The organism is Pseudomonas sp. TH10 (assembly GCF_016651255.1).
Lineage (GTDB): Bacteria > Pseudomonadota > Gammaproteobacteria > Pseudomonadales > Pseudomonadaceae > Aquipseudomonas.
On sequence record NZ_JAEKEG010000165.1, the window covers coordinates 1 to 12,463 of the forward strand.

The following is a 12,463-nucleotide window of genomic DNA, read 5'->3' on the forward strand; positions in this document are numbered from 1 at the left end:
GCCCTGAGCAATCTCAATGCGATAACATCACCCTGGTGCGCCTGTCTGCCAATGACCGAAGTGATGCGGCCATTCAAGTTAATTGGCAGCGACCATCACCCTTGCATGCTGACCCGGCGCTGAGTTCAACAGCCAACATCAAACAAGCCGTCATTGTGACGGCTTTTTTGTGCCAGTCCTTTCACCTCCCAGCATGATCGGTACAGAATCAGCTTCACTTGATCCACGGTGTAATCAACCATGCAGCGACTCTTCGACGATCTTCAGTTGGGCAGCATTGAGCTGTTTTGCCTGGCTGCCGAGGCTGGCAGTTTTACCGCAGCGGCGCTGGTCGCGGGGGTCACGCCGGCGGCGGAGAGTCGCTCGGTGTCGCGCATGGAAGAGCGCCTTGGGGTGCGGTTGTTCGCGCGTACCACCCGCAGCGTCAAGCTCACCGACAGCGGCCGGCGTTATTACGAAGAATGTCGCCAGGCGCTGGCACAGTTGGTGGAGGCGCAGCGCGAGGTCATGGGCCAGCAGCAGCAACCTTCAGGCACCTTGCGCATCAGCATTCCCACCACGTATGGCCATCACCGCATCCTGCCGTTACTTCCAGCCTTCAGGGCGCGCTTTCCCGATGTGAAGGTGCAAGTGCACATCAGTAACCGCAATATCGATTTCGTTGGCGAAGGTTATGACATGGCGATTCGCGTGCGGGCCATCCCGGACTCCGGCCTGATCGCCCGACCACTTGAAGATGCCGCCCTGGTGATGATTGCCAGCCCCGACTACCTCAAGCAGGCGGGCGTGCCGCAGACCCTGGACGACCTGTCACGGCACGAATGCATTCAGTACGAATTACCCAGCAGCGGCCGGCGCATTGCCTGGTTGTTCAATGACGGTGGCACGCCTGTCGAGCTTCTGGCCCAAGGCAATCTCAGTTGCTCCGACGACGTGCTGGGCGGCGTGACCCTGGCAAAGCACGGCGCGGGGTTGTTTCAGACTTATCGCTTTATCGTTGAAAAGGAGTTGGCCGACGGTTCGCTGGTGGAAGTGCTCAAACCCTACGGTGGACGTTCAAGGCCGTTTACCCTGCTCTATCCCCAGAGTCGCCATGTACCACTGCGGCTGCGGGCGTTCATCGATTTCCTGGTGGAGCAGCTGCCGCGATGAAAAGTCGTCCGATCACCGCACACAAATGCTGACGGGCGCACCTCGTCAATTGACCATGGTAACCATCTGGTACATTTTATCTCCACAGGCTGAAACCTTCGGCCAAAGCCAAAAACAATAAGTGGAGTCACCCCCTCATGCCCCCTATCGTTCTGGTGCTCAACGGCCCGAACCTGAACCTGCTCGGCACTCGAGAGCCGGCGACTTACGGTCACGAAACCCTGGCGGACATCTCTGCACTGTGCGGTCGCGCGGCCGAAGAATTCGGCCTGGCCGTGGAATTTCGCCAGACCAATCACGAAGGCGAACTGCTCGACTGGATTCACGCTGCTCGCGGTCGTTGCGCCGGGATCGTGATCAACCCGGCCGCGTGGACGCACACCTCGGTAGCCATTCGCGATGCCTTGGTTGCCAGTGAATTGCCGGTGATCGAAGTGCATCTGTCGAACGTCCATGCACGCGAGCCGTTCCGGCATCACTCGTTCGTCTCGGCCATCGCCACAGCAGTGATGTGCGGGTTCGGCAGCCATGGCTATCGTCTGGCCCTGGAACATTTCAGCCAGCGGCTGAAGGGGCAAACAGCATGAGTCGCCACAACGTGATACTGGCCGGGCTGATCGGTGCTGGCATTCAGGCCTCGCGCACCCCAGCGCTGCACGAACACGAGGGCGATGCCCAAGGCTTGCGCTACCTCTATCGCCTGATCGATCTCGACCAGTTGCAACTCGACAGCGGCGCCCTGCCCGACTTGCTGCTGGCCGCCGAGCGCATGAACTTCACGGGGCTGAACATCACCTTCCCCTGCAAGCAAACCATCATTCCCCTGCTTGACGAACTGTCGCCGGAAGCCCGGGGAATTGGCGCGGTAAATACAGTGGTGCTGAAGGAAGGTAAACGCATCGGCCATAACACCGACTGCCTGGGATTTGCCGAAGGTTTTCGCCGCGGCTTGCCGGGCGTTGGCGTGGCACGCGTGGTGCAGATGGGTGCTGGCGGAGCCGGTGCGGCGGTGGCCCACGCGCTGCTGAGCGAAGGCACACAGCTGCTGAGCATTTTTGATGTGGAGATCCGTCGCGCCCAAGCCCTGGCAGATAATCTCAACCAGCATTTCGGTGCTGGCCGCGCGGTTGCCGGGCAAGATTTACCTGGCGCACTGGCCGTGGCCGACGGCCTGGTGAACACCACGCCCATGGGCATGAAAAAACTGCCGGGCACGCCGGTGCCGGTGGAATTGCTGCGCCGGGAATTGTGGGTGGCGGAGATCGTGTACTTCCCGCTGGAGACTGAACTGCTGCGCCAGGCCCGCGCCCTGGGATGCCGGACCCTGGACGGCGGCAACATGGCGGTGTTTCAGGCGGTGAAGGCGTTTGAGCTGTTCAGTGGCGTGGCGCCCGATGCGCAGCGGATGCTGGCGCATTTCCAGGGGATGGTCGGGTAAACACAGAAAAATCAGATCGCAGCGTTCGGCAGGGGCTGCGATCCTGGGTTCATGCCTTGCAGGTAGCGCAACACCGACTCGCAGATCATCTCGCGATGCCGCTGCTTGATGCTTTCATCCGGCAGATCGATCTGAAAAATCTCGCCAAACGTATGCCGGTTCGACACGCGATAGAAGCAGAACGAGCTGATCAGCAAATGCACGTCCAGAGCATCCAGCCCGCTGCGGAATACTCCCTCCTCAACACCGCGACGCAGAATCTCGCCAAGCGAATCGAGGATGGTGTTGTTCATCGCCTTGATCGCGTCGGAACGCTTCACGTATTCAGCGTTGTGAATATTCTCGATGCTGACGATGCGCACGAAATCGACGTTGCGGTCGTGGTGATCGAAGGTGAACTCCACCAACCGCCGAATCGCCACCACCGGCGACAGTTCGTCGAGGTGCAGTCGGTTTTCGGTGGTGCGGATGTCGCCGTACAACTTTTCCAGCACCTCGACGTAGAGCTGTTCCTTACTGCCGAAGTAGTAATAGATCATGCGTTTTGAGGTATGGATACGCTCGGCGATCGCGTCGACGCGGGCACCGGACAAACCCTGCTGGACGAATTCGACGATCGCCTCTTGCAGGATGTTCTCGCGGGTCTTTTCCGGGTTGTTCTTGCGACTCTTGCGCGGCTCTACCGCTGGTACGACGGAAGCTGCGGGGAGTTCTGGGATCATTGTCATTGCGGGCTCACGGCCATCACTGCACAGGCGGCGATTATGAGCCGCGCGGCACAGTGAAGGAAGCCGCGCGGCATGGGTTTGCACAGGAGCTTACCAATTTCCTACAACTTTGCCTGACGCACGGCCCCGCTGCGTGATTTGGCCATCGCTGCCAGACGTACGGCGACGTTCGCCGCACCATAACCGGCATAACCGTTTTTACGCTGGATGATCTCGAAGAAAAAGCGTCCTTCGAACGGCTCGGTGTAGACGTGGAACAACTCACCGCCCTGCACGTCACGGTCGTAGAGCACGTTGTAATACGCCAGTTCGCTGAGGAATTCGTCGTCGAAATCGAAACGTGCGGCGAGGTCGTCGTAATAGTTGAGCGGGATATCCAGCAGCGGCACTCCGGCCTCCTTGGCGCGACTAACTTCAGCGAAGATGTCGTCGCAATCGAAGGCGATGTGATGCACACCAGAACCGCGATAACTCGACAAGGCGTGGGATATCGCAGTGTTGCGGTTCTCTGAGATGTTCAGCGGCAACCGGATCGAACTGTCGCGGCTGCGCAGCGCGCGGCTCTTCACCAGACCGTACGGGTCGGGCAGCACTACTTCGTCGTCGGCCTCGAAATCCAGCAGGCTTTTATAGAACAGCACCCAACTGTCGAGGCTGTCGGCGGGCAGCGCCATGGCCATGTGGTCGATGCGCTTCAGGCCGCCACGGGCCGTCGCGTTTGTCAGCAGGTTGAAATCGGTGCCGTAGACATCGGCCTGTTCATCCACCAGATAAATCAGGCTGCCGTCCGGCGCGCGCACTGCCGCCAGTTCCAGTTCATTAGGGCCGACCAATCCGCGATAGGGCTGGCCCTTGTAGGCGACCGCGCGAGCCAGGGCACTGCCGCTGTCTTTCACCCGCACGGCGGTGGCGCACAGCGAAGGACCGTGGGCTTCAAAAAAACTGTGGGCGAAGGAGTAAGGCTCGGAGTTGAGGATCAGGTTGATGTCGCCTTGACGCAACAGGCTCACGCTCTTGGAGCGATGCTGCCCCGCCTTGACGAAGCCCAGCCGCTCCAGCCAATGGGAAAGCTTGGCGCCAAGGCTTTCGTCAACAGCGAATTCGAGAAATTCGATGCCGTTGTACTCGCTGGCCTTGGGCGTTTCGAACAGAATTTCAGGGCTGGCCACCGGCTTGGCCTCCTGCGCCAGGCGCTCGCGGGTTTTCTCTTCAAGATACAGCAGCGAGCGCAGGCCATCGGCGGCGTTGGCCCGAGGTGGCGCGGCGCGGAAGCCGTCGTTGAAAATCTCCAGCGAGAGTGGCCCGGTGTAACCGCTCTTGATGATCGGTGCGAGGAAGCCGGGAAGATCGAATTCACCCTGGCCTGGGAAGCAACGGAAGTGCCGGCTCCATTCCAGCACATCCATGGCCAGGATCGGCGCGTCGGCCATCTGCACAAAGAAGATCTTGTCGCCGGGAATCTCGGCGATCGCCGCGAGGTCACCCTTGAGTGACAAGGTGTGGAAGCTGTCGAGCAGCACGCCGAGACTCGGATGATCGGCCTGACGCACAATGTTCCAGACCTGCTGCCAGGTGTTGACGTGCCGTCCCCAGGCGAGCGCTTCGTAGCCGATGCGCAGGCCTCGGGCACCTGCGCGCTCGGCCAGCAGGCGCAAGTCGTCGACCAGAATCTGTTCATCCCCAGGGAGTCGGCCGAGGCGTTGCTGCACACCAGCACCAGGTCGGTACCCAGCTCCTGCATCAGGTCGAATTTGCGCTCGGCCCGCTCCAGGTTGCGCGGCAGGCGGTCGCGGCGGCATCCTTCGAAGTCGCGAAAAGGCTGGAACAGTGTGATGGCGATGCCGAGATCGGCACACATCTGTTTGATTTCCCGCGGACTGCCGTCGTAGTACAGGAGATCGTTTTCGAAAATCTCCACCCCGTCGAACCCGGCGGCGGCGATGGCTTCGAGTTTTTCCGGCAGGGTGCCGCTCAAGGAAACGGTGGCAATGGAACGCTGCATGCTTCAACTCCCGGTGGTGGAGATCTTATTGGGGGTATTGCATGCTCCCAGCGTAGGAGCTGCCGATTGACACGAGGCTGCGATCTTTTGATCTTGCGATCAAAACAAAGTCAAAAGATCGCAGCCTCGTTTCACTCGGCAGCTCCTACAGGGGGACCGCATTTTCTGTTGGGGGAATTATTAGGCTGGCAGTCTCGCACAGCAATTCAAAGTGTACTAGCCGGTTAGTTTTGCGTGCGATTATCGAACACAATGGCGTTTTGGCGAATTGACGATTTTTCGTCCGCTGCCCACCATCAACTCCACATTGGGTGCGGTCACAGGTCGGCCCGATGAACATAGATTCAAAACACCACATAAAAATAATCGGTGGCTTAAATGACTCCTTCTCAAAGCTCTTCCGTGGAGCGTTCCTCCATGATTCCTGCCACCGGTGGCATTGGCGACAAAGTTCGAGGCGCCATGGCAGTCGGCAAGACCCGTTGGGGCATGCTGGCACTGGTGTTTTTCGCCACCACCCTGAACTACATCGACCGCGCCGCACTCGGCGTCATGCAGCCAATCCTCGCCAAGGAAATGAGCTGGACGGCGATGGATTACGCCAACATCAACTTCTGGTTTCAGGTCGGTTACGCGATCGGTTTCGTCCTGCAGGGCCGGTTGATTGATCGGGTCGGCGTAAAGCGGGTGTTTTTCTGCGCCGTCCTGTTGTGGAGCCTGGCGACCGGCGCGCATGGCCTGGCCACTTCGGCGGTCGGTTTCATGGTCTGCCGGTTCATCCTCGGGCTAACCGAAGCGGCCAACTATCCGGCCTGTGTCAAGACCACCCGGCTGTGGTTCCCCGCCGGTGAACGCGCCGTGGCCACCGGGATCTTCAATGCCGGGACTAACGTCGGCGCGATGTTCACCCCAATGCTGCTGCCGCTGATTCTGCACGTCTGGGGCTGGCAGGCGGCGTTCCTGTGCATGTCGGCACTGGGCGGGATCTGGCTGTTGTTCTGGGGCTTGAAGTACTTCAACCCGGAAGATCACCCGAGCGTTAAACAGTCGGAACTCGATTACATCCAGCAGGAAGTCGAACCGGAACAGGCCCGCGTGCCGTTCTCGAAAATCCTCCGCATGCGCGGCACCTGGGCCTTTGCCCTCGCCTACTCGCTGACTGCACCGGTGTTCTGGTTCTACCTGTACTGGCTGCCGCCGTTCCTCAATCAGCAATACAACCTGGGCATCAACGTCACCCAGATGGGCATTCCGCTGATCATCATCTACGTCACCGCCGATTTCGGCAGTGTCGGTGGCGGCATTCTGTCTTCGTTCCTGATCGGTCGCGGGATGAACTCGATCAAGGCGCGGTTGCTGTCGATGTTCCTGTTCGCCTGCTGCATCATCGGCGTGGTCATGGCGGCAGGCTCCGCGAACCTGTGGGTCGCCGTCGCCGCCATCTCCCTGGCCATCGGCGCGCACCAGGCATGGACGGCGAACATCTGGAGCCTGGTGATGGACTACACGCCCAAGCACATGATGAGTACCGTGTTCGGTTTCGGCGGCATGTGCGCCGCGATTGGCGGGATGTTCATGACCCAGCTGGTCGGCCACATCCTCACCATCACCAACAACAACTACACCGTACTGTTCACCATGATTCCGGCGATGTACTTCATCGCGCTGATCTGGATGTACTTCATGGCGCCGCGCAAGATCCCTTCCGTTATCGACTGAAATCTCCTGCGGCAGGCCTGATTCCAGGCCTGCCCACGCTCTCTAGCGGCGACTCTGCTGCCACACCGCTGCCAACCCGCTGCAACAGATCACCGCAATCCCGATGATCGTGGTCAGGGTCGGCGTGTGGGAGAACAGCAGCCAGCCCAGCAACCCGGCGAAGACGATCTGGCAATAACCGAAAGGCGCCAGCAACGCCGGGGCCGCGTAGCGGAATGCCTGGGTCAGGAACAAGTGCGCAGTCATCCCGCAAGCCCCCAGCGCCACCATGAGCAACCCATGACCCAGGGTTGGTACCTGCCAGAAAAACGGTACCAGCGCGCTCATCACCAGGGTGTTACACAAACCGGCGAAGAAGTTGCTGGTGGTCGGGCTGTCGATCTCGCTGAGCTTGCGGGTCAACAACTGGTAAAAACAGAAAAACAGCGCCGAGCACAAGGGCAGCAGCACCGCCGGCGTGAACAGCTCACCACCCGGGTGAACGATGATCAACACGCCGATGAATCCGCAAATCACCGCGATCCACTGGCCGCGGGTCACGTGCTCGCGCAGCAGTGGCACCGACAGAGCCGTGACCAGCACCGGGGCCAAAAAGTTGACTGCCGTAGCTTCCGCCAGGGGGATGTACTGCAGGCCGGTGGTAAAAAACAGACTGGTGCCGAGCAGGCACAAGGCCCTGACCAGCTGCAGCAGCGGGCGTTTGGTACGCAGCACGCGCAAGCCCGACTGCGGCAGGAAGATCCCCGCCATCAGCAAGGTGTGCACCACATAACGGGCCCACACCACCATGACGATTGGATAGAACCCCGACAGGTATTTTGACAACGCGTCGTGACTGGAAAACAGGAAGGTCGCGACAACGATCAGCAAGATGCCCTTGAAGGGTTGGTTGACGCCGGAGAGCGGAGTGCTGATACGTGACGTCAAGGCGATGCTCTCTGAAAGGAATAACAAGCCAACGGATCAATATTTTAGAACGTTGTTCCATTTTTTCAAACCAACAAGCCGAGAAAGCGTGCGAAAAGCGTACAGATTTTCCATCACGGCCATTGCGCTCGCCTGGAACAATCAACCGTTGAAAAACTCCGACGCCTGGCTGGCCGCCGACAGCTCTTCGGTGAACTGCAACAGCAGCGGCGCCAGATCGTGTAACCGCGCACCCGGCAACCGAGCGCTGGGGCCGGCAATACTCAGCACGCCTATCACCCGTGCATCCAGCGGATGGCGCACCACTGCGGCAATGGCCGAGGTCCCCACCGCCGAACTCTCCTCTACCCAGGCATAACCCTGTTCGCGTCCCTGGCGCAGATGCTCCAGCAGTTCAATGTTCGAACGCGGCGCATTCGGCCCGGGTGCTGGCAATGTGTCGCCGGCCTGGCGTTCAACCAGCGCCAAGGCTTCGGCATCGGACAGGCTCGCCAGCCACGCATGCCCCGAGGCGGTATAGAAAAGTGGGGCATCGCGCCCCATGTCGGGGTCATAACGCAAGCCGGAACGCGCGCCCTGGGATTTGGCGATCCAAGTCAGTCGCTCCCCCGAGATCACCCCCAAGCGAACCAGTTCGCCCGTTTCCTCGGCCAGCCGATCGAGTACCGGCTGGACGATATCCCCGCCGCTGCGAGACAGGTAGCGAAAGCCCATGGCGACCAGCCTGGTCGATAAGTGATAGCGCAGATTATCCGGATTCTGCCGCACATAACCCAGGCGGATCAGCTCGGTCAGCAAACGGTGGGTGGCACTCTTGGGAATCCCCAGCTGTTCGGACAATACCTGCATCGGTACGCCCCTGGGTTCACCGGTAAGGGTTTCCAGCACGCTGAAAACGCGTTCAATCTGACTGCCGGCCATGAAAGGGTCCACGAGAAAGGTTTTATCGATTCTAAAAGACAATGCAGGAAATGCGAAATCTGGAACCGGTCTGCCCCGAAGCTGTCAGACGACCGGACTGGCGCGGCTCCTGCACACCAGCAACACTCATCACCACGCATCTTCACCAGATTAAGGAAAGAGGGCTCACCCATGCTATGGAAAAAGGCCGACGCAGCGACAACGTGGTCGACGCCCGTGGAGATGACGTGGGCGGTGGTGGCGGCGGGATGCGCTTCGGTGGCGGCAAAGGGTTGAGCCTGACGGCGATCATCCTGATTGTCGGCATAGGCTGGATCACCGGCCAGGACCCACTGCAGATTCTCGGGCAATTGACCGGGCAGATGAGCGAACAGTCGGCACCGGCCAATGACGAAGGCGCAGAATTCGTGCGCTCGATTCTCGGAGATACCGAAGACACCTGGGGCCAGATTTTTCAGCAGGCCGGCCGGCAGTACAAGGACCCGACCCTGGTGATGTTCAGCGGCAGGGTCAACTCCGCCTGCGGGATGGCCACCTCGGCCACCGGGCCGTTCTACTGCCCGGCGGATCAGAAGGTCTACCTGGACACCAGCTTCTTCCAGGAAATGTCGCAGCGCTTTTCCGCAGCCGGTGACTTCGCGCAGGCCTATGTGATCGCTCACGAAGTTGGCCACCATGTGCAAACCCTGCTCGGCGTCTCGGCAAAAATCCAGGCTGCTCGCCAGCAAGGGCGGCAAATGGAAGGCGATGGCGGCTTGCTGGTACGCCAGGAACTTCAGGCTGATTGCCTGGCCGGCGTGTGGGCCAATAATGCCCAGCAACGGCTGAACTGGCTCGAACCCGGCGACATCGAAGAAGCCTTGAATGCGGCCAACGCCATTGGCGACGATCGCCTGCAACAGCGCGGCCAGGGGCGCGTGGTTCCGGACTCGTTCACCCATGGCACTTCGGCGCAACGGGTACGCTGGTTCAAAACCGGGTTCGCCCAGGGCCAGATCAGCCAGTGCGACACCTTCGCCGCGAAAAACCTGTAGATGAACAAGTGGTGGCTGGTCCTGTTGATCACCTGCACCAGTTCCCAGGCTGCCGACCACGGTGTGCGGGACATCAGCCCCGGTCGCCTGTTGTTGAAGGAAGGCGAAATGGCCGTCGGTATCGGCCCGGCACCGGCGACCATCGAACGGGTGCTGATCATTATCCATGGCCGGCTACGCAACGCCGAAACCTACCGCAAAACCGCCGAACACGCGGCCGAGCAAGCGGGACAGGCGTCGACCACGCTGGTGATCGCCCCGCAATTTCTCAATGAAACCGACGTCGCGCTGCATCCATTGGCCGACACGGTTTTGCGTTGGCAAGGCAATGAATGGATGGCCGGTGGATTGTCCACGGCGCCTTTTGCCCTCAGTTCGTACGGGGCAATGGACCAGATCATCGGCCGGTTCGCTGACCGGCAACAGTTCCCGGCGCTCAAGGAAGTGGTGATCGCCGGACACTCTGGCGGCGCTCAGGTGGTCCAGCGTTATGCGCTGCTGGGTCATGATCAACCGGAACTCGACGCCGCCGGAGTTCGGGTGCGTTATGTGATTGCCAACCCGTCCTCCTACGCCTATTTCGATGAACGTCGGCCGGTGGCGTTCAGCCATGCCGGCTGTGCGGATTACAATCGCTGGAAATACGGGCTGGCGGATCTGCCCGCGTATGCCGAGGGCCAGACGCCCGCGGCGCTGGAGGCCAGTTACGTCAAACGCGATGTCGTTTACTTGCTGGGCCAGCAGGATATCGATCCGAATCATCCTGCCCTGGACAAAAGCTGCGAAGCGAAAGCCCAGGGTGCGAATCGTTTGGCGCGCGGGCGCAATTATTTTGAGTATTTGAAGCGCGACCATCCCCAGGGTTTGAATCAGCAACTGATCGAAGTGCCCGGCGTCGGGCATGATGGGGATGGGATGTTTACCTCACCTGAGGGGCGCAGGGCGCTCTTTGGTCAGTAGCACTTGCAGTGCGGCGAATGCAGCCATCGCGGGCAAGCCTGCTCCCACAGATTTGGCGTATCCACCTTTCAATAGCGGCACCGCTTACTCTGTGGGAGCAAGGCTTGACCGCGATGGGGCCCTCAAGCCGAAAGCATTTCGCGCAACGCCACACAATCCACCGCATGCCAATCGGTCAACTCCGGCCACGGATTATCCGGCAAGTTCACCAGCACCGTGCGCGCTCCGGCCGCTCTCCCACAATCCAGGTCAAACCGGTAATCGCCAACCATCACCATCTCGCTTGTCGGGACCTTCCACGCATCGGCTAATTTGAGCAGGCCTCCTGGATGAGGCTTCGGCGGCGCTTCGTCGCGCCCCAGCACATCCTCGACCGCAAAGCAGTCGGCCAGGCCGATCGCCTCCAGCGTGACGTGCGCCAGCTCGCGGGCATTGCGCGTCAGGATACCCAGGCGATAGTCGCGTCCGGCCAACTCGCGCACCAGTTCCACGGCACCCGGTGCGGGTTTGGAACCCAGGGCCAGGTCACGCTCGTGCTCCAGCAACCACGCATGCTTGGCGGCGGCTTCCTGCGCCGGCAGGGCCGCGAGATGAGTCAGGATGTCGTCTTCGGCGGGGATGGCCAATGCCACGCGGATAGCCGCGAAGTCATGCACGGCCACCGTCAGGGTGCCGTCCATGTCGAACACCCAGTGCCGCACCGCCGCGAGGCTCATGCCCAGTCCTTGCGGTGACGGATCAGGCCTTCCTGGGTCACCGAGGCCACCAGTTGCCCGGCGCGATTGAACACGCTGCCCCGGGAGAAACCGCGGGAATTGCCCGCCCAAGGGCTGTCCATCGCGTACAGCAGCCAGTCATCGGCACGCAGGTCGGCGTGGAACCACAGCGCGTGATCAAGGCTGGCCACCTGCATGTCCTGATGCCACACCGACTTGCCATGGGGCTGCATCGAGGTGGTCAACAGGCCGAAATCCGAAGCATAGGCCATCAGATATTTATGCAGCGCCGGGGTATCGGCCAAGGCGCCGTCGGCGCGAAACCAGACGTACTTGACGGGATCTGAGGGTTGCGGGTTGTAGGGGTCTTCCTCGGTCACCGGACGGAATTCGATGGGCTTGGGGCACAGCAGCTTTTCGCGCATGTGTTGCGGAATCAGGTGGGCACGCTGCTGGGTGAGTTCGAGCTCCGACGGCAGGTTTTTCCGGGCCGACCACCACCGGCATCTGTGCCTGGTGCTCGAAGCCCTTTTCGTCGTACTGGAACGAAGCGCTGCAGGTGAAGATCGGATTGCCCTTCTGGATCGCCGTGACGCGGCGGGTGCTGAAACTGCCGCCGTCGCGCACGCGATCAACCGAATACACCACCGGCAACTTGGCGTCGCCCGGACGCAGAAAATAGCCGTGCATCGAGTGCACATGGCGCGCTTCTTCAACCGTCTGACTGGCCGCCGACAACGACTGGCCGAGTACCTGACCACCGAACAACTGACGAAAACCCAAATCCTGGCTGCGGCCGCGAAACAGGTTGAAGCGGCGCACGAAAACGCGAAAGCGTTTCACGATAAATGCGAAAAACCCCGGTA

At 60.6% G+C, this 12,463-nt stretch carries 10 protein-coding genes and 3 pseudogenes; 7 read left to right on the forward strand and 6 right to left on the reverse strand.

All coding sequences use genetic code 11. The features are described from left to right. The 4 genes from JFT80_RS23650 to JFT80_RS21710 form a co-directional block, all read left to right on the forward strand. On the forward strand, positions 1-197 hold a 197-nt coding region (locus JFT80_RS23650), incomplete at its 5' end, for a hypothetical protein (protein ID WP_207187862.1). A gap of 43 nt (positions 198-240) precedes the next feature. Beyond that, on the forward strand, positions 241-1,152 hold the full coding sequence (locus JFT80_RS21700; protein WP_201149321.1) for a LysR family transcriptional regulator: 912 nt from the start codon (positions 241-243) through the stop codon (positions 1,150-1,152). Between the two features lie 137 nt (positions 1,153-1,289). Next, entirely contained in the window at positions 1,290-1,739 is a 450-nt protein-coding gene (aroQ, locus tag JFT80_RS21705) for a type II 3-dehydroquinate dehydratase (protein ID WP_201149323.1), read from the forward strand. Then, a complete protein-coding gene (locus tag JFT80_RS21710; protein ID WP_201149325.1) occupies positions 1,736-2,590 on the forward strand; it encodes a shikimate dehydrogenase in 855 nt (284 codons plus the stop codon). Before aroQ ends, JFT80_RS21710 begins: the two co-directional genes overlap by 4 nt. Positions 2,591-2,601: 11 nt before the next feature. Here JFT80_RS21710 and JFT80_RS21715 read toward each other — a convergent pair whose 3' ends face one another. Next, positions 2,602-3,318 carry a TetR family transcriptional regulator gene (locus JFT80_RS21715; protein WP_201149327.1) on the reverse strand — a complete coding sequence of 239 codons (717 nt, stop codon included), beginning with the start codon at positions 3,316-3,318 and terminating at the stop codon, positions 2,602-2,604. 101 nt (positions 3,319-3,419) lie between these two features. Continuing rightward, positions 3,420-5,320, reverse strand: a pseudogene (quiC, locus tag JFT80_RS21720) (3-dehydroshikimate dehydratase QuiC). Between the two features lie 417 nt (positions 5,321-5,737). Here quiC and JFT80_RS21725 point away from each other — a divergent pair. Next, complete coding sequence (locus JFT80_RS21725; protein WP_242483024.1) at positions 5,738-7,039, forward strand: MFS transporter; 1,302 nt, start codon at positions 5,738-5,740, stop codon at positions 7,037-7,039. Positions 7,040-7,081: 42 nt separating this feature from the next. On the opposite strand, the gene JFT80_RS21730 is transcribed toward JFT80_RS21725, so the two are convergent. Together JFT80_RS21730 and JFT80_RS21735 are read right to left on the reverse strand one after the other, a co-directional pair. Beyond that, on the reverse strand, positions 7,082-7,966 hold the full coding sequence (locus tag JFT80_RS21730) for a DMT family transporter (RefSeq protein WP_122838964.1): 885 nt from the start codon (positions 7,964-7,966) through the stop codon (positions 7,082-7,084). 141 nt (positions 7,967-8,107) lie between these two features. Continuing rightward, a complete protein-coding gene (locus JFT80_RS21735) occupies positions 8,108-8,887 on the reverse strand; it encodes an IclR family transcriptional regulator (protein WP_122838963.1) in 780 nt (259 codons plus the stop codon). Between the two features lie 171 nt (positions 8,888-9,058). Between JFT80_RS21735 and JFT80_RS21740 the strand changes: the two are divergent. Further along, positions 9,059-9,921: pseudogene (locus tag JFT80_RS21740) on the forward strand (neutral zinc metallopeptidase). Beyond that, positions 9,922-10,881, forward strand: coding sequence for an alpha/beta hydrolase (locus JFT80_RS21745; protein ID WP_201149333.1), 960 nt, complete (start codon positions 9,922-9,924; stop codon positions 10,879-10,881). A gap of 122 nt (positions 10,882-11,003) precedes the next feature. On the opposite strand, the gene JFT80_RS21750 is transcribed toward JFT80_RS21745, so the two are convergent. Both JFT80_RS21750 and tesB read right to left on the reverse strand, forming a co-directional pair. Next, positions 11,004-11,597 carry an HAD family hydrolase gene (locus tag JFT80_RS21750; protein WP_201149335.1) on the reverse strand — a complete coding sequence of 198 codons (594 nt, stop codon included), beginning with the start codon at positions 11,595-11,597 and terminating at the stop codon, positions 11,004-11,006. Next, positions 11,594-12,443: pseudogene (gene tesB, locus JFT80_RS21755) on the reverse strand (acyl-CoA thioesterase II). Before tesB ends, JFT80_RS21750 begins: the two are co-directional and overlap by 4 nt. Positions 12,444-12,463: the final 20 nt, after the last annotated feature.